At 71.6% G+C, this 21,198-nt stretch carries 13 protein-coding genes; 6 read left to right on the forward strand and 7 right to left on the reverse strand.

All coding sequences use genetic code 11. From position 1 onward, the window contains the following. Positions 1-127: 127 nt before the first annotated feature. The 6 genes from hemC to FZO89_RS07100 all read right to left on the reverse strand — a co-directional run bounded on the left by hemC (position 128) and on the right by FZO89_RS07100 (position 8,744). Entirely contained in the window at positions 128-1,042 is a 915-nt protein-coding gene (gene hemC, locus FZO89_RS07075) for a hydroxymethylbilane synthase (RefSeq protein WP_149102584.1), read from the reverse strand. A 74-nt stretch (positions 1,043-1,116) separates the two neighbouring features. After that, positions 1,117-1,848, reverse strand: a complete 732-nt coding sequence (locus FZO89_RS07080; protein ID WP_149102585.1) for a LytR/AlgR family response regulator transcription factor — start codon at positions 1,846-1,848, stop codon at positions 1,117-1,119. 92 nt (positions 1,849-1,940) lie between these two features. Further along, positions 1,941-2,609, reverse strand: a complete 669-nt coding sequence (locus tag FZO89_RS07085) for an alpha/beta hydrolase (protein WP_262378559.1) — start codon at positions 2,607-2,609, stop codon at positions 1,941-1,943. Positions 2,610-2,695: 86 nt separating this feature from the next. After that, positions 2,696-5,482 (reverse strand): bifunctional [glutamate--ammonia ligase]-adenylyl-L-tyrosine phosphorylase/[glutamate--ammonia-ligase] adenylyltransferase, encoded by a 2,787-nt coding sequence (gene glnE / locus FZO89_RS07090; RefSeq protein ID WP_149102587.1) that lies wholly within the window; start codon positions 5,480-5,482, stop codon positions 2,696-2,698. Between the two features lie 399 nt (positions 5,483-5,881). Next, entirely contained in the window at positions 5,882-7,513 is a 1,632-nt protein-coding gene (locus FZO89_RS07095) for a phytoene desaturase family protein (protein WP_149102588.1), read from the reverse strand. Between the two features lie 115 nt (positions 7,514-7,628). Beyond that, positions 7,629-8,744, reverse strand: a complete 1,116-nt coding sequence (locus tag FZO89_RS07100; RefSeq protein WP_149102589.1) for a UDP-N-acetylglucosamine--N-acetylmuramyl-(pentapeptide) pyrophosphoryl-undecaprenol N-acetylglucosamine transferase — start codon at positions 8,742-8,744, stop codon at positions 7,629-7,631. Between the two features lie 385 nt (positions 8,745-9,129). Between FZO89_RS07100 and FZO89_RS07105 the strand changes: the two genes are divergently transcribed. The 3 genes from FZO89_RS07105 to FZO89_RS07115 all read left to right on the forward strand — a co-directional run bounded on the left by FZO89_RS07105 (position 9,130) and on the right by FZO89_RS07115 (position 16,821). Next, positions 9,130-10,335, forward strand: a complete 1,206-nt coding sequence (locus FZO89_RS07105) for an MdtA/MuxA family multidrug efflux RND transporter periplasmic adaptor subunit (RefSeq protein ID WP_149102590.1) — start codon at positions 9,130-9,132, stop codon at positions 10,333-10,335. Further along, complete coding sequence (locus tag FZO89_RS07110; protein WP_149102591.1) at positions 10,332-13,454, forward strand: multidrug efflux RND transporter permease subunit; 3,123 nt, start codon at positions 10,332-10,334, stop codon at positions 13,452-13,454. Before FZO89_RS07105 ends, FZO89_RS07110 begins: the two co-directional genes overlap by 4 nt. Positions 13,455-13,698: 244 nt before the next feature. After that, positions 13,699-16,821 carry an efflux RND transporter permease subunit gene (locus FZO89_RS07115; RefSeq protein ID WP_149102592.1) on the forward strand — a complete coding sequence of 1,041 codons (3,123 nt, stop codon included), beginning with the start codon at positions 13,699-13,701 and terminating at the stop codon, positions 16,819-16,821. 25 nt (positions 16,822-16,846) lie between these two features. On the opposite strand, the gene FZO89_RS07120 is transcribed toward FZO89_RS07115, so the two are convergent. Next, entirely contained in the window at positions 16,847-17,128 is a 282-nt protein-coding gene (locus tag FZO89_RS07120) for a GIY-YIG nuclease family protein (RefSeq protein ID WP_149102593.1), read from the reverse strand. 176 nt (positions 17,129-17,304) lie between these two features. On the opposite strand from FZO89_RS07120, the gene FZO89_RS07125 reads away from it, so the two are divergent. The 3 genes from FZO89_RS07125 to FZO89_RS07135 all read left to right on the forward strand — a co-directional run bounded on the left by FZO89_RS07125 (position 17,305) and on the right by FZO89_RS07135 (position 21,130). Beyond that, the gene (locus FZO89_RS07125) at positions 17,305-17,865 is read left to right on the forward strand and encodes an ECF-type sigma factor (protein WP_262378560.1); all 561 of its coding nucleotides are present in this window, start codon (positions 17,305-17,307) and stop codon (positions 17,863-17,865) included. 96 nt (positions 17,866-17,961) lie between these two features. Next, positions 17,962-18,315 (forward strand): hypothetical protein, encoded by a 354-nt coding sequence (locus tag FZO89_RS07130; protein ID WP_149102595.1) that lies wholly within the window; start codon positions 17,962-17,964, stop codon positions 18,313-18,315. A 13-nt stretch (positions 18,316-18,328) separates the two neighbouring features. Continuing rightward, positions 18,329-21,130, forward strand: coding sequence for a serine/threonine-protein kinase (locus FZO89_RS07135; protein WP_149102596.1), 2,802 nt, complete (start codon positions 18,329-18,331; stop codon positions 21,128-21,130). Positions 21,131-21,198 lie beyond the last annotated feature (68 nt).

Raw genomic sequence — 21,198 nt, forward strand, 5'->3', positions numbered from 1 at the left:
CTCGCCAGCCTGCCGGGATGCCAATTGCCGGCGCTCGGCCGTCTCCATCCGCGCTCCGGTACGTTGTCCGGCGTTCCGCCAACGAATCTGCTGTTCCACAGACGCCCGAACGACGCCGGACACCTGCTCAGCCAGGCAGATCGAGCAGTTCGCCGGCGCCGGCGTCGAGCAGCCGGCGCGCGGTTTCGCGGCCGAGCACCTCCGCCTCGTCGCCGACCACATCGGCGCGAACCAGGCGTCCGTCGACGGCGCTGCCGACCAGCCCCTGCAGGTGCAACCGGCCTTCGCGCTCGCGCGCGAACGCCGCCACCGGCACGTGGCAGCTGCCGTGCAGTGCGCGGTTCATCGCGCGCTCCGCCTCCACACAGCGCCGGGTCGGCGCATCGTCGAGCACGCGAAGGAGCGCCTGCACGGCGGAGGCGTCCCTGCGGCATTCGATCGCGATCGCGCCCTGCGCGGGTGCCGGCAACCAGTCCGGCGCTTCGAGACGCGCGCGGATGCGCGCTTCGAACCCGAGCCGCTGCAGGCCGGCACAGGCGAGCACGATCGCGTCGTAGTCGCCGGCGTCGAGCTTCGCCAGCCGCGTGTTCACGTTGCCGCGCAGGTCCAGCAGTTGCAGGTCCGGGCGGCGCGCGCGCAGTTGCGCCTGCCGCCGCAGCGACGAGGTGCCTACACGGGCGCCCGGCGGCAGGGCGTCGATCCCCTCGAAACGGTTGCTGACGAAGGCATCGGCGGCATCGGCCCGCGCCAGGATCGCCGGCAGTACGAAGCCGGGCTCGAGCTCCATCGGCACGTCCTTGAGCGAATGCACCGCGCAGTCGGCACCGTGGCGCTGCATCGCCACCTCCAGCTCCTTGAGGAACAGCCCCTTGCCGCCGATCGCGGCGAGCGAGCGGTCGAGCACCTCGTCGCCGCGGGTACTCAGCGGCACCAGCGAGACGTCGAGCCCCGGATGCTCCGCACGCAGGCGCGCAGCCACGTGTTCGGTCTGCCACAGGGCCAGGGGACTCTTGCGCGTGGCGATGCGGAGCGATGCGGTCATGCGGGCATTATCCCGCAGGAACGCGCCACGCGCCCGCACGCTGGCGGTGTCCATCAGGTTCGCGGGAACGCCGGCTACAGTTGCCGGATCGTGTCGCGCAACTGTGCGACGCAGCGACGGCTGACTTCCAGCGGCTTGTCGCCGTGGCGCAGGATCGCGTGCACGTGGCCATCGAGGCCGCGCTTGAGCTCGACCAGCTCGTGCCGCGCGACCAGGCAGTTGCGGTGGATGCGCACGAAGCGGTCGCCGAACTCGTCCTCGAGCGCCTTCAGCGATTCCTCGATCAGGTCCTCGCCACGCGCGTGGTGGACGACGACGTACTTTTCCTCCGCCTGCAGGTAGCGCACGTCCTCGACCGGGATCAGGCGCAGGCTGCCGCGCAGTCGCGCGCACAGATGGGTTCGCCGCTTGCCCCCGCGCGCGCCTTCGGTACCCGCCTGGCGACCCGCGGTGAGCGCACGCGCGCGCTGCAACGCCGAAGCCAGCCGCTCCGGGCGCACCGGCTTGACCAGGTAGTCCACCGCCTCGGCGTCGAACGCCGACAGCGCGTGCGCATCGTAGGCGGTGCAGAACACCACCACCGGGCGCGGCTCGAACGCCTGCAGGTGGCGCGCGACCTCCAGCCCGTCGATGCCGGGCATGGCGATATCGAGCAGCACCAGTTCCGGATCGTGCGCGGCGCAGGCATGCAGCGCCTCGTGGCCGTCGCCGACCTCCGCCACGACCTCGACCCCCGGCTGCTCGGCCAGCAGGGTCCGCAGCCGTTCCCGGGCGAGCGGTTCGTCGTCGGCGATGACGATCTTCACTGGGGCATCCGGTCCAGCGGTCGTGAACTCGCCACCATGTTAGCCGCGGCCAAGGGGTGGCACCATCCCGCGCGCGGCGGCCCGGGCATCGATCAGCCCGCGGCCAGCCGGCGCGACATCCAGTCGCCGAGTTCCTTGATTTCCTCGATGCAGACCGAATGCGGCATCGGATAACGGTGGAATTCCACGTCGAACCCCTGCTGCCGCATCCACGCCGCGCTCTGCTCGCCGGCGGCGAAGGGGACCACCGGATCCGCGGTGCCGTGGGCCATGAACAGCGGCTGCGCTTTCGCCGCGGGCGTCACCGCGCGGGCGGCATTGGCGGCGTCGGGGAGGTAGGTCGACAATCCCACCAGGCCGGCCAGCGGCTCGCTGCGGCGCAGGCCCGCGGCGAGCGTGATCGCGCCGCCCTGGGAGAAGCCGGCAAGGAAGATGCGCGAGGCGGGGATGCCGCGCGCGACCTCGCGGTCGATGAGCGCGCCGACCTGCGCGACCGATTCCGCCACGCCCTGGGCATCGGCGCGATTGGCCAGGTCGTCGAAGTCGCGGATGTCGTACCAGGCGCGCATGCGCATGCCGTTGTTGATCGTCACCGCGCGCACCGGCGCATGCGGGAACACGAAGCGCATCGCCGGCCAGTCGCGGCGCACCAGCTCGGGCAGGATCGGCACGAAGTCGCTGCCGTCGGCGCCGAGTCCGTGCAGCCACAGCACGCTCCATGCCGGATCGGGTCCGGTTTCGCGTTCGATCGCTTCAAGCAAGGCGTGTCCGCCTTCGGCCATGATGGTCCCCGTGACGATGCAGGGCGGGAATATACCGCGCGCAAGCTTGGCGCGTTGGCGTTCGCTCAGTCGCGCAGGCCGTGGCTCCGCCATGCGCCGGAAACCTGCGCACGCGTTTCCGCCAGCGCCGGGTCCTGCGCCACCAGTCGCGGCCGCCGGTCGAGCGTGCACTCCAGCCCCGCGGTCACCAGCAGCGCATGCGCCGCATGCAGGTCTCGCGCCAACGGCGCATCCAGCACGCCTGCCTGCGCGAGAGCGTCGATCAGTGGCGGAGTCGCGCGCGGCGACAGCAACGCCGGGTGGGTGGCCGCCTCGCGCAGCACCAGGTACTGCAGCAGGAACTCGAGGTCGACCAGGCCGCCTTCGCCCTGCTTCAGGTCGAACAGTCCGTCGCGGCTGCGATCGAGTTCGCCACGCATGCGCGCCCGCATCGACACCACGTCCTCGCGCAGCTTGCCGGCATCGCGGGCGCGTCCGAGGGTGCCGGCGCGGATCCGCTCGAAGGCGGCGCGCAGCGTCTCGTCGCCGGCGATGAAGCGGGCGCGCACCAGCGCCTGGTGTTCCCAGGTCCAGGCGCGCTCGCGCTGGTACTCGTCGTAGCTGGCGATCGTGGACACCAGCAGGCCCTGGCCGCCGTCGGGCCGCAGGCGCACGTCGATGTCGTACAGGCGCCCGCCACCGGTGACCGCGCCCAGCAATGCGACGATCTTCTGCGCCAGACGCGCGAACCAGCGCGGCGGGTCGAGCGGGCGCGCGCCGTCGGACTGCGCGTCCGGCGGCGCGTCGTACACGAACACGAGGTCGAGGTCGGAGCCGAACCCCAGCTCCTCGCCGCCCAGGCTGCCGTAACCGAGCACCGCGAACCCGGACGACGGGATCGTGCCGTGCGCGGACTCGAGCTCGCGCCGCGCCAGCACCAGCACCGTGCCGACCACGGCGTCCGCCAGCCACGCCAGCTGGCGGGTGCTGTCCTGCGCCGGCTGGCGGCGGTCGAGCGTGGCCAGCGCGATCCGGAAGCTGAGCTGCTGGCGGATCTCGTTGAGCGAGAACAGCGCCGCCTCGGTCTCCAGCCCGCACGCCGGGCGACAGGCTTCGGCGAACAGCTCGCGCTGCGGCAGCGGTCCGTCCGCGCGCGCGTCGAGCAGCTCGTCGAGCAGCAACGGATGTGCGGCCAGGCGCTCGGCCAGCAGTGCGCTGCGCGTGACCACGTCGACCAGGCGGGCCAGGGCAGGCGGCTGCTCGTCGAGCAGGGCCAGGTAACTCGCGCGGCGCAGGATGTTCTGCAGCAGCGCCAGCAGCCGACGGATCGCCTGCAACGGGAAGGTGGCCGGGGCGGTCGCCTGCAGCAGCACAGGCATCACCCGGTCCAGCCGCGCGCGGGTGGCGTCGGGCAGCTCGCGCACCGCGGGCGACCGGGCGAAGTCGCGCAACACGGCATCGACGTTGGCCGCGTCCGCGTATCCGGCCTGGGCCAGCGCCGCGGCGGCGCCACCGCCGGGCAGCGCGCGCCAGTAGTCCGCGACGTCGACGGCGACGGCCGGCTGCTGCTCGCGCTGCGAGAGCAATGCGTCGAATTCCCGCGACACGCGCTCGCGGTGGCCGGCGAGAACCTGCACCAGTGCATTCCAGTCGCCGTGGCCGAGGCCGCGCGCGACCCGCTCGCGATCGACCGGGGACTCCGGCAGCGCATGCGTCTGCGCGTCGCGCAGCATCTGCAGCCGGTTCTCCAGCCGGCGCAGGAAGCGGTAATCCTCGGCCAGCGCCTGCGCGGTGTCGGCGCCGACCTGCTCCGCGTCGCGCAACGCCGCCAGCGCATGCAGCAGGCGCGGCTCGCGCAGCGCGGGTTCGCGCCCACCGCGGATCAGCTGCAGCGCCTGGGCCAGGAACTCGATCTCGCGGATCCCGCCCGGGCCGCGCTTGATGTCGTCGGCCAGCTCCTTCCGCGCCACTTCCGCGGCGATCATCGCCTTCATCCCGCGCAGGCCGTCGAGCGCGCCGAAATCCAGGTAACGCCGGTACACGAAGGGGCGCAGCGTTTCCAGGAAGCGCCGGCCCGCCTCGACGTCGCCGGCGACCGGGCGTGCCTTCTGCCAGGCGTAGCGTTCCCAGTCGCGGCCCTCGCGCTGGAAGTACAACTCCAGCGCGGCGAAGCTCAGCGCGACCCGGCCGGCGTTGCCGAACGGGCGCAACCGCAGGTCGACGCGATGGCAGAAGCCGTCGACGGTCGGTTCGTCGAGCAGCCCGGCCAGCTGCTGTCCCAGGCGCGCGAAGTAGTCCTCCGCGACCAGCGATCGCGCGCCAGGACCCGCTTCCGGCCGACTTTCGCCGCCGTGTTCGTAGGCGTACACCAGGTCGATGTCGGAGCTGAAGTTGAGTTCGCCGCCGCCGAGCTTGCCCATGCCGAACACCACCAGCCGCACCGCGTTGCCCTCGCCGTCGCGAACCAGCCCGTGACGCCGTGCGAAATCCTGCTCCAGCGCCTCCAGCGCGATCTCCAGGCACCGTTCGGCCAGTCGGGTGGTGCCGGCCAGGGTGGCGTCGACGTCATCCAGGCCGAGCACGTCGCGCCACACCAGCCGGGTGGATTCGGCAGCCCGGTAGAGACGCAGCTGGCGCGGCCAGTCGTCGCGCCGGCCGGCATCGAGGACCGGTGGCGGCAGCGGCCCGGCGCCGACGTCCGTTGCGAGCCGCGCCAGCAACTCCGGCTGGCGCACCAGGGTGTCGATGGCGAAATCGCTGGCGATCGCCACGCGCCTGAGGCGCTCGCGCAGTTCCCCTTCCTGCGCGGGTCCGGGGAAGCGGGCGAGCGCGCGGTCGGCGATCGCGTCGGTTTCGTCGCGTGTGGCATCCATGCAGGGATTGTGGCATCGCGTCCGTGCGAGGGATGCGGATCGGATTGCGGCCACGGGGGCGGGAACCGGTCGACGCGCGGCACGGACAGGCCCTCGACGGCGACCGGACGTGCGCCACTCCGTCGCGCAACGACGCGTTCCCTCCGGGCGCTTCGGGTCCGGGCGGCGCAATAAAAAAGCCCGCTTGCAGTTGCCTGCCAGCGGGCTTTGCTCCCTCCCCCACGTCGGGTGCGGAGCCATCGTGAACGATTCGTTACCCCCGTTGCACGCTGCAGCGCAAAACGATACCGGTCGGTTTATTAAGCCACCGGCGCCCGATGTTGCAGGCGGCCGGGCTGCAAACGATTTCATGCGCCTCGACGCATCAACGCGCTTCGGGGAGCGCGCGGCGCGAGCGACTCAGGCGGGGCGCGGGCCGCGCCGCAGGTCGCGCAGGATTTCGCGCGCCGCGTTGCGTCCGGGCAGGCCGGTGACCCCGCCACCCGGATGCGTGCCGGAGCCGCACAGGTACAACCCCGGCAGCGCACCCCGGTAGTCGCCCTGCCCCAGCAACGGCCGCGCACTGAACATCTGGTCGGGGCCGAGCGCGCCGTGGAAGATGTCGCCGCCCACCAGTCCGAACTCGCGTTCCAGGTCCAGCGGCGAGAGCGCGCGGTAGCCGAGCACGCTGCGCGCGAAGTTCGGCGCATGCGCGTCGACGGTGTCGATCATCAGCCTCGCCACGGCGTCGCGGTGCGCGTCCCAGCCACCGTCGGGCTCGCCGCTGTCGGCCAACTCCGGGCTCACGTGCTGGCAGAACAGGCTGGCCACGTGCTGCCCGGGCGGCGCCAGGGTGTCGTCCAGCGTCGAGGAGATCACCAGCTCCACGATCGGCGCGCGTGCCCAGCCGGGGTTGTGCGCCTTCGACTTGGCATCGAAGTAGGCGTTCTCGAAGTACTGCAGCGACGGGCCGATCAGGATGCCGCTCTGGTGGTGCGGCTGCAGCTGCGTGCCGGGCGCGGCGCTGAAGTCCGGCAGTTCCGACAGCGCCACGTTCATGCGGAACGTGCCCGAACCGCAGCGATAGCGCGCGATCCGCTGCGCGGTATCGTCGTCCAGGTGTTCGCGCGCCACGAGCCTGGTGTACAGCAGCTTCGGGTTGAGGTTGGAGACGATGGTCTTCGCGTGCAGCTCGCGACCGTCGGCCAGCACCACCCCGACCGCGCGCCCCCCGCGCACCAGCACGCGTTCGACCGCCGCGTCGCTGTGCACCCGCACGCCGCGCGCGATGCACTCCTTCGCGATCGCCTGGGTGATCGCGCCCATTCCTCCGATCGCGTGACCCCAGACGCCGGTCTTGCCGTTGACCTCGCCGAACACGTGGTGCAGCAGCACGTAGGCGCTGCCGGGCGTGTAGGGACTGGCGAAATTGCCGACCACCGAATCCCAGCCGAGCGCGGCCTTGAGCGGTTCGGATTCGAACCAGTGGTCGAGCAGTTCGCCGGCGGATTTGGTGAACAGGTCGAGCAGGTCGCGGCGGCCGCGCAGGTCGAGCTGCCTGAGGCGCTTCGCCGTGTCCCACGAGGCCAGCCAGTCGGCCAGCGACAGCCGTTCGCCGAGGTTGGGCGGCGTGCGCTGCATCAGTTCGCGCAGCACCACCACCACGCGGTCGAGCATCGCGTTGTAGGCGACCAGCCGTTCGCCATCGCGTGGCGACCAGGCCTGCAGCGACTCTGCCGTGTGCGCGCCGCCGAGCCGGAATGCGCGCCCGTCCGGCAGCGGCAGGAAGTTCGCGTACGGCCGCTCGACCACGCGCAGGCCGTGCTCGGCCAGGCGCAGGTCGGCGATCACCTTCGGGTTGAGCAGGCTGACGGTGTAGCTCGCGGTGGAATTGCGGAAGCCGGGATGGAACTCCTCGGTCACCGCCGCCCCCCCGACCACGCCGCGACGCTCGAGCACGGTCACCTTCAACCCGGCGCCGGCCAGGTAGGCGGCGCAGACCAGGCCGTTGTGGCCGCCGCCGATGATCAGGACATCGTGCTCCTCGCGCATCTGTCAGGGCTTCCCGTGCGTGGCCATGCCGCGTCCCGGCATTGTAGGAGCGCCTCCAGGCGCGATGGCCCGCCGCATCGTTTCCCGGGGTGCAGGAGCGCGCCCGCAGCCGCGGCTACGGCGCCGGCAGCAGCCGCTCCACCGCATCGGCCAGGCGCGCCGCGGCATCGGGACGCCCCAGCGCCGCCGCGGCGCGCGCGGCCTCGGGCAGCCGCGTCGGCGAGTCGAACGCCTCTCGTAGTACGCGCGCCAGCGATTCCGGGGTGAGCTCGGCCTCGGGGAGGTGCCAGCCCACGCCCGCCTGCGCGAGGGTCTGCGCGTTGCGGCGCTGCTCCTCGCGCGCGCCGCCGTGCGGCAGCGGCACGAAGATCGCGGGGCGACCGATGGTCAGCAGGTCCGCCGCGGTGGTCGCGCCGGCGCGGGTCACCACCAGGTGCGCCTCGCGCAGGCGTTCGCCCATGTCGTCGAAGAAGGGACGCACGACGGCGTCGATGCAGGCATCGCGCAACTGCGCCACCAGCGCATCGGCATCCTCGCCGCGGTACTGCAGCGACAGGTGCAGGCGATGGCGCAGCGGCTCGGGCAGCAGCGCCAGCGCGGGCGGCACCACCCGGCCGAACACCGCCGCGCTCTGGCTGCCGCCCACCACCAGCAGCCGCAGCGGGCCGTGCGCGTCGAACGCCGGGTAGTCGCCGCGCGCCTCGAGGATCGCGCGCCGCACCGGATTGCCGGTCTCGACGATCTTCGCGGCGTCGATGCCCTCTGCTCCGGCGACCACCGGGAAGGAGGTCGCCAGCCCGTTGGCGAAGCGCAGCAGCTGCGCGTTGGCCTTGCTCAGCCGCGTCGCCTGTTCGTGCAGCAACAGCGGCAGTCCGAGGCTCTTCGCCGCCAGCGCGGGCGCGAAGCTGGGGTAGCCGCCGAAACCGACCACCAGCGCGACGCCCCGCCGCTTCAGGTCGCGCCGCGACGCCAGCAGGCCGTGCAGGATCGTCAGCGCCGCCCTGGCCTTGGCCACGACGCCGCCTTCGAGCGAACTCGCCGGCAGCACCACGTGTTCGATGCCCGCGAGCGCCTGTGCGTACTGCGCGCCGCGGCGCTCGGTGTGGATCGCGACATCGAACCCACGCGCGAGCAGTTCGCGCGCCAGCGCCTCGGCCGGGAACAGGTGGCCGCCGGTGCCGCCGGCGGCGAGGACGATGCTGGCGCGGCGGGAAGGAAGAAGCGACGACATCGCGCGGGGAAGTATCCGGCAGGACGGCGGCGCACTATAGAACGTCGCCGCGCGGCCCGCAGGCAGTGCGGCGCTGCCACCGGCGCATCGCGCATGCGCCCGATGGGGCAATGCGCGCGAACCCGTCGGTCACGCGCAAGGCAACCGCATCCCCGGCCACATGGCGGTCGCAAACCGGGCACGCCCGGCCGTGGTGCGATTGCGCGGTGTGCGGCGCCTGTCCGCAGCGCATGACTTTCGTCATGGGGCGCTCCGGACGCTGCCTGTACCATACGGCTGCCAGATGCCGTGCCGCCGCCGGCCAGCCCCCGCCCACCCCGCCGAAGCGCCCCCTTCGCCCGACCGCGCCGCGGCCGGCCGCTTCGCTTGCACCATGGATGCCCGGATGAACCGCACAGGCCTCGTCAAACCCGCCCTGATCGTCGTGGCCGCGCTCTTCGCGGGCGTGCTGCTGTGGCAGGGCGTCGGCAACCGCGGCGACGAGGCCGAAACCCGAAGCGGCCGCGGATGGGGGCCGGACGGCGAGCGGCCGCCAACGCCGGTGCGGGTGGCGACCGCGACGCGCGAAGCGCTGGCAGTGGAACTCAAGGCGCTGGGCACGGTGACGCCGCTGAAGTCGGTGACGGTGCGTCCGCGCGTGGACGGCGAGCTGCGCCGGGTGGTGTTCGAGGAAGGCCAGCAGGTGGACGCCGGCGACCTGCTGGCCGAGATCGACCCTGCCCCGTTCCGCATCCAGCTGGCGCAGGCGCAGGGCCAGCAGAAGCAGAACCTGGCCGAACTCGAGAACGTGCGCATCCAGCTGCAGCGCTACCGGGACCTGTCCGAAGGCTCGTACGTGTCGGCGCAGGACGTGGCCAACCTGCAGGCGCAGGTTCGCCAGCTGGAGGGACGCCGCGAGATCGACCAGGCCTCGGTCGACGAGGCACGGCTGCAGCTGCAGTACACCCGCATCGTCGCGCCGGTCGGCGGACGCGTCGGCCTGCGCATGGTCGATGCCGGCAACCTGGTCGCCAGCGGCGACGAGGACGGCATCGCCAGCATCGCGCAGACGCGGCCGATCAGCGTGCTGTTCTCGCTGCCGGAGAACGTGCTGGCCTCGGTGATCGAGGCGATGCGCGGCGATTCCGCGCTGCCGGTGGAAGCCTGGGACCGCGAGGAGCGCAACGTGCTGGCCACCGGCACGCTGTCGAGCGTCGACAACCGGATCGACACCGAGACCGGCACGCTGCGCCTGCGCGCGCTGTTCGCGAACGACGACGACGGCCTGTTCCCCAACCAGTTCGTCAACGTGCGCCTGCAGCTGGGCGACGACGAAGCGCTGGTGATCCCCGATGCCGCGGTCCAGTTCGGCGGCGACGGCACCTACGTCTACGTGGTCAACGACGACAACACCGCCGCGGTGCGGCCGGTGGTGCTCGGTGCCGGCAGCGGCGGCCGGGTCGCGGTGCTCGACGGCATCGCGGCGGGCGATCGCGTGGTGCTCGAGGGCATCGACCGGCTGCGCGAAGGCGCCGAGGTCGAGGTCGTTCAGACGGACGACGTTGAAGCCGCGCCACCCCCGCCCGCCCAGGACGACGGGCCGGCCACGTGAATCTCTCGCGCCCGTTCATCCTGCGGCCGGTGGCGACCACGCTGCTGATGCTGGCGCTGCTGCTCTCGGGCCTGTTCGCCTATCGCCTGCTGCCGGTCGCGGCGCTGCCGCAGGTCGACTATCCGACGATCCAGGTGCTGACGCTCTACCCCGGCGCCAGTCCCACCGTCACCACCAGCGCGGTGACCGCGCCACTGGAGCGCCGGCTCGGGCAGATCCCCGGGCTCAACCAGATGTCGTCGACCAGTTCCGGCGGCGCCTCTGTGATCACCCTGCAGTTCGCGCTCGAGATCGACCTGGGGGTGGCCGAGCAGGAGGTACAGGCCGCGATCAACGCCGCCGGCAGCTTCCTGCCCGACGACCTGCCGATGCCGCCGGTGTACCGCAAGGTCAATCCGGCCGACACCCCGATCCTGACCCTCGCCATCACGTCCTCGACGATGGCGCTGCCGGAGGTCTACGACCTGGTCGACACGCGCATGGCGCAGCGGCTGTCGCAGCTGCCGGGCGTGGGCCTGGTGAGCATCGCCGGCGGCCAGCGTCCCGCGGTGCGGATCCAGGTCAATCCATCGGCGCTGGCGTCGGCGGGCGTGGGCATGGCCGACATCCGCGCGGCGATCGCCGCGGCCAACGTCAACATGCCCAAGGGCAGCTTCGACGGCCCGACCCGCGCGATCATGCTCGACGCCAACGACCAGATGCGTTCGGCCGATGAGTACCGGCGACTGGTGGTGAGCTGGCGCGAGGGTGCGCCGCTGCGGCTGGGCGATGTCGCCACCATCAGCGAGGGCGCCGAGAACCGGCAGCTCGCGGCCTGGTCGGGCGAGATGCCCGCGATCCTGCTCAACATCCAGCGCCAGCCCGGCGCGAACGTGATCGAGGTGGTCGACGGCATCCACGAACTGCTGCCGCAGCTGCGTGCGTCGATGCCGGCCGCGGTCGACGTGGCCGTGCTCAGCGATCGGACCGAATCGATCCGCGCCTCGATCCGCGGCGTGCAGCACGAGCTGCTGCTGGCGATCGGGCTGGTGGTGCTGGTGACCTTCGTGTTCCTGCGCACGATTCCGGCCACCATCATCCCGAGCCTCGCGGTACCGCTGTCGCTGGTCGCGACCTTCGGCTTCATGCTGCTGGCCGGGTTCTCGCTCAACAACCTCACGCTGATGGCGCTGACCGTCGCCACCGGCTTCGTGGTCGACGATGCGATCGTGATGCTGGAGAACGTCGCCCGGCACCTGGAAGAGGGCAAGTCGCGGATGCAGGCCGCGTTCGACGGCGCGCGCCAGATCGGCTTCACCCTGATCTCGCTGACGGTCTCGCTGATCGCGGTGCTGATCCCGCTGCTGTTCATGGGCGACGTGGTGGGGCGGCTGTTCCACGAATTCGCGATCACGCTCGCGGTCGCGATCGGCATCTCGCTGGTGGTCTCGCTGACGCTCACGCCGATGCTGTGCGCCCGGTTCCTCAAGGCCGGCCGCGACCACGGCATTGCCGACCACGCGAGCGGCGATGCCCAGGCCGCCGGCTCCGAGGGCGACATGTTCGATCGTGTGGTCGCGCGCTACGACCGCGCCCTGCACTGGACCCTGGCGCGGCAGCCGCTGATGCTCGGGGTCACCGTGGCCACGCTGGCGCTCACGGTCGCGCTGTACCTCGCGGTGCCGAAGGGGTTCTTCCCGTCGCAGGATGCGGGCCTGATCCAGGGGATCAGCGAGGCGCCCGCGTCGATCTCGTTCCAGGCGATGGCGCAGCGGCAGCAGGCGCTGGCGACGGCGATCCTCGAGGACCCGGACGTGGCGACGCTGTCCTCGTTCATCGGCGTCGACGGCAGCAACCCCACGCTCAATACCGGCCGCTTCCTGATCGAGCTCGAGCCGCATGCCGACCGCGACGCCGGCGCGCACGCGATCATCGAGAGGTTGCAGGAGCGCGTCGCGCAGGTGCCCGGCATCGCCCTGTTCCTGCAACCGGTGCAGGAGCTGTCGATCGAGGACCGCGTCAGCCGCGGCCAGTACCAGTTCGCGCTGACCAGCCCCGACCACGCCGCGCTGGCGCAGTGGACGCCACGGATGACCGGACACCTGCGCGACACCGGCGCGTTCGCCGACGTCTCCAGCGACCTGCAGAACGAAGGGCTGCAGGCCTGGGTCGACATCGACCGCGATGCCGCCGCGCGCCTGGGCATCCAGGCTTCGGACGTGGCCGACGCGCTCTACGACGCCTTCGGCCAGCGCCAGATCTCGACCATCTTCACCCAGGCCAACCAGTACCGCGTGGTGCTGGAAGCCGACGCGCAGTTCCAGCTCGGTCCGGAGGCGATCGAACGCATCTATGTGGCCACCGCCGACGGCGGGCAGACGCCGCTGGCGGGCATCGCCCGCGTCTCGACCCGCAACGCGCCGCTGCTGGTCAGCCACATCGGGCAGTTCCCGGCTGCGACCGTCTCGTTCAACCTCGCGCCCGGCGCCTCGCTCGGCGAGGCGGTCGAAGAAATCGAGGCGGCCTCCGCGGCGATCGGCCTGCCGGCGTCGGTCGAGCTGCGGCTGCAGGGCGCGGCCCAGGCCTTCCGCAACTCGTTGTCCAGCACGCTGTGGCTGATCCTGGCCGCGGTGGTGGTGATGTACATCGTGCTGGGCGTGCTCTACGAGAGCTTCATCCACCCGGTGACGATCCTGTCCACCCTGCCCTCGGCCACCGTCGGCGCGCTGGCCGCGCTGCTGCTCAGCGGACGCGGCCTGGACCTGATCGCCGTGATCGGCATCATCCTGCTGATCGGGCTGGTGAAGAAGAACGGCATCATGATGGTCGACTTCGCGCTGGAGGCCGAGCGCGAGCAGGGCCTGTCCCCGCGCGAGGCGATCCACCGCGCCGCGCTGCTGCGCTTCCGCCCCATCCTGATGACCACGCTGGCGGCGTTGTTCGCCGCGGTGCCGATGATGCTCGCCAGCGGCTCGGGCGCCGAGCTGCGCCAGCCGCTGGGCCTGGTGATGGTGGGCGGCCTGCTGGTGAGCCAGGTGCTGACCCTGTTCACCACGCCGGTGATCTACCTGTTCTTCGACCGGCTGACGCGATCGAGGGCGCAGGCAGCAGCGGCCGATGGCGAAACGGCTGCGCGCTGATGCATGCATCGCGCTCCAGGTGCGTCGACGGTTCCCTCCCTTCTCCCGCTTGCGGGAGAAGGTGCCCCGTAGGGGCGGATGAGGGCGCTTGGCCTCGGGTCGGGCTTGCCCCCATCCGCCTGCGGCACCTGCCCGGCCCGACGCAGCGCGCCGTGCGTTCGGTCGGCCGGCGCGGCAATGCCGCGCGAGCAGGCCGTTCTCGCCCCCCGCAAGCGGGGGAAGCAGAAGTGCGAGGCCGACGCTGATGGAGACGCAGCGCGTCAACCTCTCGCGGCTGTTCATCGAACGCCCCGTCGCGACCATCCTGCTGGCGATCGCGGTGGTGCTGGCGGGCATGCTCGCCTACCGCATGCTGCCGGTGGCGCCGCTGCCGCAGATCGATTACCCCGCGATCCAGGTCAGCGCCAGCCTGCCGGGCGCCAGTCCCGAATCGATGGCATCGACCGTGGCCACGCCGCTCGAGCGCGCGCTCGGCACCATCCCCGGCATCACCCGGATCAGCTCCACCAGCAGCCAGGGCAACGCCCGGATCGACCTGCAGTTCGCGCTCGACCGCAACGTCGACGAGGCCGCGCGCGAGGTGCAGGCCGCGATCAATGCCGCGCGCGCGCAACTTCCGTCGGGCATGCCCGGCATGCCGCAGTACCGCAAGATCAACCCCTCGCAGGCGCCGATCCTGGCGCTGGCGCTGAGTTCGTCGACGATGACGCCGGGACAGGTGTACGACGTCGCCTCGACCGTCATCGCGCAGAAGATCGCGCAGATCCCCGGCGTGGGCCAGGTCGAGGCCGGCGGCGCTTCGCTGCCGGCGGTGCGGGTATCGCTGAACCCGAACGCCCTCAACCAGTACGGCATCGCGCTGGACGAGGTCGCCGGCGCGATCCGCGAGGCCAACGCGTTGCGTCCGCTTGGCCACGTGGTGCGCGGCGATCGCCAGTGGCAGGTCGAGGCCGGACTGCAGCTGCGCACCGCGGCCGAGTATCGCGACCTGGTGGTGGCCTGGCGCAACGGGCGACCGGTGCGGCTGCGCGATGTCGCCGACGTCAACGAGGGCACCGAGGACCGCTACGCCGCCGGCTTCCACAACGACCGCGACGCGGTGCTGCTGGTGGTCAGCCGCCAGCCCGGCGCCAACATCATCCGCACGGTCGATGCCATCCACGCGCAGATGGACGGCCTGCGCGCACTGCTGCCGCCGGACATCGACATGGCGCTGGTGATGGACCGCTCGCCGGTGATCCGCGCCACCATGGCCGAGGCCGAGACCACCCTGCTGCTGGCGGTGGCGCTGGTGGTGCTGGTGGTGCTGGCGTTCCTCGGCAGCTGGCGCGCGGCGCTGGTGCCGACGCTGGCGATCCCGGTCTCGCTGTTCGGCGCGCTGGCGATCATCTGGATGCTCGGCTTCTCGCTCAACACCATGTCGCTGATGGCGCTGATCGTGGCCGCGGTGCTGGTGGTGGACGATGCGATCGTGGTGCTGGAGAACATCTCGCGCCACATCGACGCGGGCCTCTCGCCGTGGCAGGCCTCGATGCGCGGCGCCGGCGAGGTCGGCACCACCCTGCTGTCGATGAACGTGGCGCTGGGCGTGGTGTTCGTGTCGATCCTGTTCCTCGACGATTTCGTCGAGCGCCTGTTCCGCGAGTTCTCGCTGACCCTGGTGGCGGCGATGACGGTCTCGCTGCTGGTCTCGCTGAGCCTCACGCCCACGCTGTGCGCGCGCCTGCTCGGCCGCCATCGCCGCACCGCCGACGTGCCGAAGTGGCAGCGCATGGGTACCCACGTGTCCGACCGGCTGCGCGGGCTGTACCTGCGCTCGCTCGGCGGCACGCTGCGGCACACCACCCTTGCGCTGGCGATCCTGCTCGGTGCGATCGTGTTCAACGCCTTCCTGTTCGCCAAGGTTCCCAAGGGCGTGGTGCCCGAGCAGGACACCGGCCAGCTGCGCGGCTTCGCGCGCGGCGACGACGGCCTGTCGTTCCAGGTGATGCAGCCGAAGATCCAGACCTACCGCGAGTACCTGCTGACCGATCCGGCGATCGCCGACATCTCCGGCTACATCGGCGGCGGCACCGGCGTGAACAACGGTTTCGTCATCATCCAGATGAAGCCGCTGTCCGAGCGCGGCGTGTCCAGCCGCGAGGTGATCGATCGCCTGCGCGAAGGCCTGCCCAAGGTTCCCGGCGGCAACCTGTGGCTGTGGGTCGACCAGGACATCCGCATCGGCGGCGGCGGCGGAGACGAGGGCAACTACGACCTGCAGCTGCTGGCCGGCGACATCGAACCGCTGCGCGAATGGACGCCGCGCATCCGCGCCGCGCTGGAGGCGCTGCCGCAGCTGGTGGACGTGGATTCGGGCGGCGACGAGGGCATGCGCCAGGTGGCGCTGGACATCGACCGCAGCGCCGCCGCGCGCCTGGGCGTGGACATGCGCACGATCGCGACCGTGCTCAACAACTCCTTCAGCCAGCGCCAGGTCGCGACCCTGTACGACAGCCTCAACCAGTACCGCGTGGTGATGGAACTCGACCCGCGCTACACCCAGACCCCGGACACGCTCGACCAGGTGTTCGCGATCGGCGGCGACGGCGGGCGCGTCCCGCTGTCGGCGTTCGCGCGCTGGGAATACGGCATGGCGCCGGACCGCATCCAGCACCGCGAGCAGTTCCTCTCGACCAGGGTGAGCTTCGCGCTGGCGCCGGGCGTGACCCTCGACGGGGCGGTCGACGCGATCGACGCCGCGATGGCGCGGATCATGCTGCCCAACGAGGTGCAGGCGAAACTGGGCGAGGAAGCCGGCAGCCTGCAGGAGATGCAGGACCGCCAGGTGTGGCTGATCCTGGGCGCGGTACTGGCCGTGTACCTGGTGCTCGGCGTGCTGTACGAAAGCTACGTCCAGCCACTGGCGATCCTCTCGATCCTGCCCTCTGCCGGAATCGGCGCATTGCTGGCGCTGCTGCTGTTCGACAACACGCTCGACCTGATCTCGCTGCTCGGCCTGTTCCTGCTGGTCGGCGTGGTGATGAAGAACACCATCCTGATGGTCGACTTCGCCCTGGCCGCGCAGCGCGAACAGGGCCTGTCGGCCGATGCCGCGATCCTGGAAGCGGCGAAGCTGCGCTTCCGCCCGATCCTGATGACCAGCCTGGCGGCCCTGCTGGGCATGCTGCCGCTGGTGCTGTCGACCGGCGAAGGGTGGGAGATGCGGCGGCCGCTCGGGCTGGCGATCGTCGGCGGCCTGCTGGTGAGCCAATGGCTGACGCTCTACACCACGCCCGCAGCGTTCCTGGTGCTGGCGCGGCTGCGCGCGCGGTTCTCGCGCGACAAGCAGACCGCGGCGCCTGGCACGAGTCCGGCCGCCCGCTGAGCACGGCGCGCCCGGTTTCGACGCTTCACTCCGTCGCGACGCCGGCGGTCGCTTCCCCGAAGAACGCCAGCTTGCGCGGCTTCGGCAACCGCTTGAGCTGCCACTCGGCGCGCGAGGCGGCGGCGCGGTCGGGATAGGCGCGACTCGCGATCAGGCGCAGCGGCAGGCGCCCGCGCGTGTAGCGCGCGCCCTTGCCCGATGCATGCGCCCGCAGGCGCGCCTCGAGATCGTTGCTGATCCCGGCGTACCAGCTGCCGTCGCCGCATTCGAGCAGGTACAGCCACCAGCAGGGCGGCCGATCGCTCACGCCGGCCACCATGCCGGGCCGTCGCCAGCGTCCGCGGCGCGCGGCCGACGCGCAAAACAAGGTGCATGGAGGAGAATCGCCCCGGTCATGCGCGCAGCATGCCCGATGCCATACGCGGCGCACAGGCGGTAGGATGCGGCCGGACGATTCTGCGCGCTGCCGGCGGGAGCCAGGACGTGGGAGAAGGCGACGAAGACATCACCCTGCTGTTGCAGCGCGCCCGCCAGGGCGACGCGGCGGGTACCGCGCGCGCCTACGCCCTGCTCTACGACGAGCTGCACAAGGTCGCGCGCAGCCTGCTGCACGGCGGCCAGGGCACGCTGACGCCGACCGTGCTGGTCAACGAAACCTACCTGCGCCTGTGCGGCGGCGATGCCGTGCTGCCGCTGGAAAGCCGCAAGCACTTCTTCGCCACCGCCGCGCAGGCGATGCGCTGGATCGTCGTCGACCACGCGCGCCGCGCGCAGGCGCAGCGCCACGGCGCCGGGCTGGTGCGGATCGAGCTCGACGAGAACCTGCCGGACGGCATGAAGCCGGACGACCTGCTGGCGCTGGATGCCGCGCTGGATGCGCTGGAGCGGATCGACCCCGCGCGCCGCGAACTGGTGGAATTGCGTTTCTTCGCCGGCCTGGGCTACGAGGATATCGTGCCGTTGCTGGGACGCTCGGAGCGCACCCTCAAGCGCGAATGGGCGGCCACGCGCGCGGCACTGCAGACGCTGATGGACTCGCCGTGACCCGGCGCAGTGGCACGCACGGACCGGTTAGCGCGAATGCTGCGGAGGAAGCCGTGCGTGCGCGGCCGATTCCACCCCAGCCGCGAGAACCCCGCCATGCGAATCCTGTTCACCCCCTGCCTGCTGCTGATCCTCGCGGGCGCCCCCGCCGCTGCCGATGCACAGGGCATCCTGCGCACCCGGCCGGCGCCCGAGCGTCCGCCGACGACCGAAGCCGGCTGCACCCTGGACCTGGTCAAGGCCAGCGGCCGGGAGCGCAAGATCCGCAACCGCGCCGAACGCGAAGCACGGGACGCCTGGGAGCGCAACGTCAGGCGCAAGTACGGCCCCGCCTTCGCCCGCTGGGGGAACTCGGCGCGCCACACCCGCCTGCTGGAGTGCAAGACCTCCGATCGCGGATTGATCGAGAAGCACTGGTGCTGGGCGGCGGCGACGCCCTGCGCGGGATGAAGGCACGGCGCACGTGAGCGACGGCGCCTCCCGTGCCGGCGACTGGCAGGCGGCGCTGGCGCTGGTCGAACGGCTGCTCGACCTGCCACCCGGCGAGCGGGAGGCGGCGTTGCGCGCGGGAGCCGCCACGCCGGACATCCGCGAGCTGGCGGCGAGGATGCTGGCGGCCGACAGACAGCCCAGCGTGCTGGACATGCCGTTGGCCAACGTCCCCGCCGGGGATACCGGTCCCACCGACCTCGTCGGCCGGCGCATCGGTCGCTGGCTGCTGACCGGCCTGCTCGGGCACGGCGGCATGTCGGTGGTCTACCGTGCGCGTTCGCTGACGCCACCGGCCGGACAGGAAGCGGCGCTGAAGCTGCTGTCGATGGCCGCGGCCACCGCCGCGGGCCGTGCGCGCTTCGGTCGCGAGATCGAGATCCTCGTGCGCCTGCGCCACCCGGGCATCGCGCCGCTGCACGAGGCCGGCGTCGCCGCCGACGGCACCCCGTGGTTCGCGATGGCGCTGGTCGAGGGCATCGACATCGCCACCTGGTGCCGGGAGCAGGGTCCCGGCGTCGCGCAACGCGTCGAGTTGCTGCTGCAGGTCTGCGACGCGGTCGCGCACGCGCACCGGCACCTGGTGATCCACCGCGACATCAAGCCGTCGAACGTGATGGTGGATGCCGAGGGCCGCGCGATCCTGCTCGACTTCGGCATCTCGCGCATGCTCGAAGCCGGCGCCGCCGACGTCACCGGCACCGGCACCTATGCCTTCACCCCACGCTACGCCGCCCCCGAGCAGATCGCGGGCGGCGCGATCACCACCGCCACCGATGTGTACGGCCTCGGCAGCCTGCTGCACCTGTTGCTGCTGGGCGGCGCGCCGCAGTTCCCGGCGCACGCGCCGGATGCCGAATGCGTCCACCCGGCGACGCTCGCCCGCCGCGAGGGCGATCGCGCGTTGCGCAAGGCGCTCTCCGGCGACCTGGGCGAGATCCTGCACAAATCGCTGGCGCGCGATCCGGCCCGGCGCTATCCCGGCGCGAGCGAGCTTGCGACCGACCTGCGCGCATGGAAGGCGGGCGAGCCCGTGGCGGCGCGCCAGGGCGGACGCGCGTATCGCATGCGCCGGTTCGTCGCTCGCCACCGGCTTCCGGTGGCGCTGGGAACGGGCATGGTCCTGGCCCTGGCCGTCGGTGCCGCGCTGGCGCTGTGGCAACGACAGGAGGCGCTGCATCAGGCCGGACAGGCCAGGGCCGCGGCCAACTCGTCGATGCGGCAACTGGCGTTCCTGCGCACGCTGCTCGACATGCTGGTGCCCAGCAACGAAGCCGAGGCCGCGATGGGACGTGAGGCCGTGATCGGCGAGGCGGCCCGGCGTGCCAGAACGGAACTCTCGGGACAGCCGGTCGAACTGGCGGCGGTCCAGGTGCAGCTGGGCAGGTTGTATCGCCGCATCGGCCGGTTCGACGAAGCCGAACAGCTGTTGGACCAGGCGATGGACCTGGCCGAAGGCAACGGCGGTTTCGGCGTGCCGCAACGGGTCGAGATCCTGCTGGCACGCGCACAACTGATGACCGATCGGAAACAGGATCCGGAACGTGCGGAAGCCTACTATCGCGAGGCGATCGCGATGTTGTCCGCAGTGCGGGGGTCGCTTGAACAGTGGCAGTCGGCCAAACGCTCCTACGCGGTGCACCTGGGCAACCGGGGCGATTACGACGATGCCCTGTCGCAGGTGCGGGATGCGCTGTCGCATTGCGACGAAGCGGTCGCGACGTCGATGGAATGCCAGCTGCTGCACTACCAGCTGGGGACGATCTACGGGCACCAGGGACGGGTGGGCGAAGCGATCGGGCAACTGGAGCGTGCGGAGCGCGGATTGCGCGACCACCACCCGAGCGCGCAGACGACGTGGTTCGTTGTCGTCCGGGCGCTCGCGGCCGCCTACGCACAGGTGGGCCGCTACGCGCAGGCGGTGGACCTGCTGCGCGACATGCTCGATTCGCACGCGCGCGTCTTCGGCCGGCCGACGGTCGATTCGATACAGGCGTTGACCACCCTGGCCGACGCACTCGACCGGCTGGGCCTGTTCGACCAGGCCGTGGACGCAGCGAAGCAGGCGATGGAGCAGGCCGCCTCGATCCATGGCGCTTCGTCCAGCCAGTACGCGAATGCCGTGACTGCGCTGGGCAACGCCCGGTACCGGTACGGCGACTGGTCCGGGGCCCTGGAGGACTACCGTCGCAGTCATGCCCTGATGCTGGAGATCCATGGCGCCGAGCATGCGGCAGTGGCGATCGCCGAAGGCAATGTCGGCAATGCCCTGCGCGACGGCGGAGACGCGAGGGCCGCCTTGCCCTGGCAGCGGGCGGCGACCGAACGGATGGCGCGCACGCTCGGGACCGATTCGCGGCGGTACGCCGCACGCCTGTCCAACCTGGCGAGAACCCGGTTCGCGCTCGGCCAGCTGGACCAGGCGCGCGCCGGCTTCGACCGGGCGATCGAGTTGTATCGGCGACACGGCAGCGAGGACGACTTCGCACCGCACTACATCCGGGCCAATCGGGCGTTGGTGCGCGCCGCCCAGGGCGAGACCCGCCAGGCCCGGCTCGATGTGCTGGAAGGAATGGAGGGCGTGGTGGCTTCGCAGGGTGCCCGGAGCGGAATGGCGCTGGAATCGCTGGCGTGGGCCCTGACGTTGCATTGCCGGCCCGCGCCATCGGCCGACTGCGCGCCATTGCGGCGGCGCGCGCAGGCGGTGCTGCAGGAGCAGGCCGCCCTGCCGCCACTGGAACGGCGGATGCTGTCGGCCGCACTCGCGGACGACTGAGCCCGCCCCGGGGCGGCTGCGGCCGCACCGTTGGCACTTTTACCGACCGATTCCGAATGTGCAGGTAA

The sequence above is a fragment of the Luteimonas viscosa genome (assembly GCF_008244685.1).
In the GTDB taxonomy this organism is placed as follows: Bacteria; Pseudomonadota; Gammaproteobacteria; order Xanthomonadales; family Xanthomonadaceae; genus Luteimonas; species Luteimonas viscosa.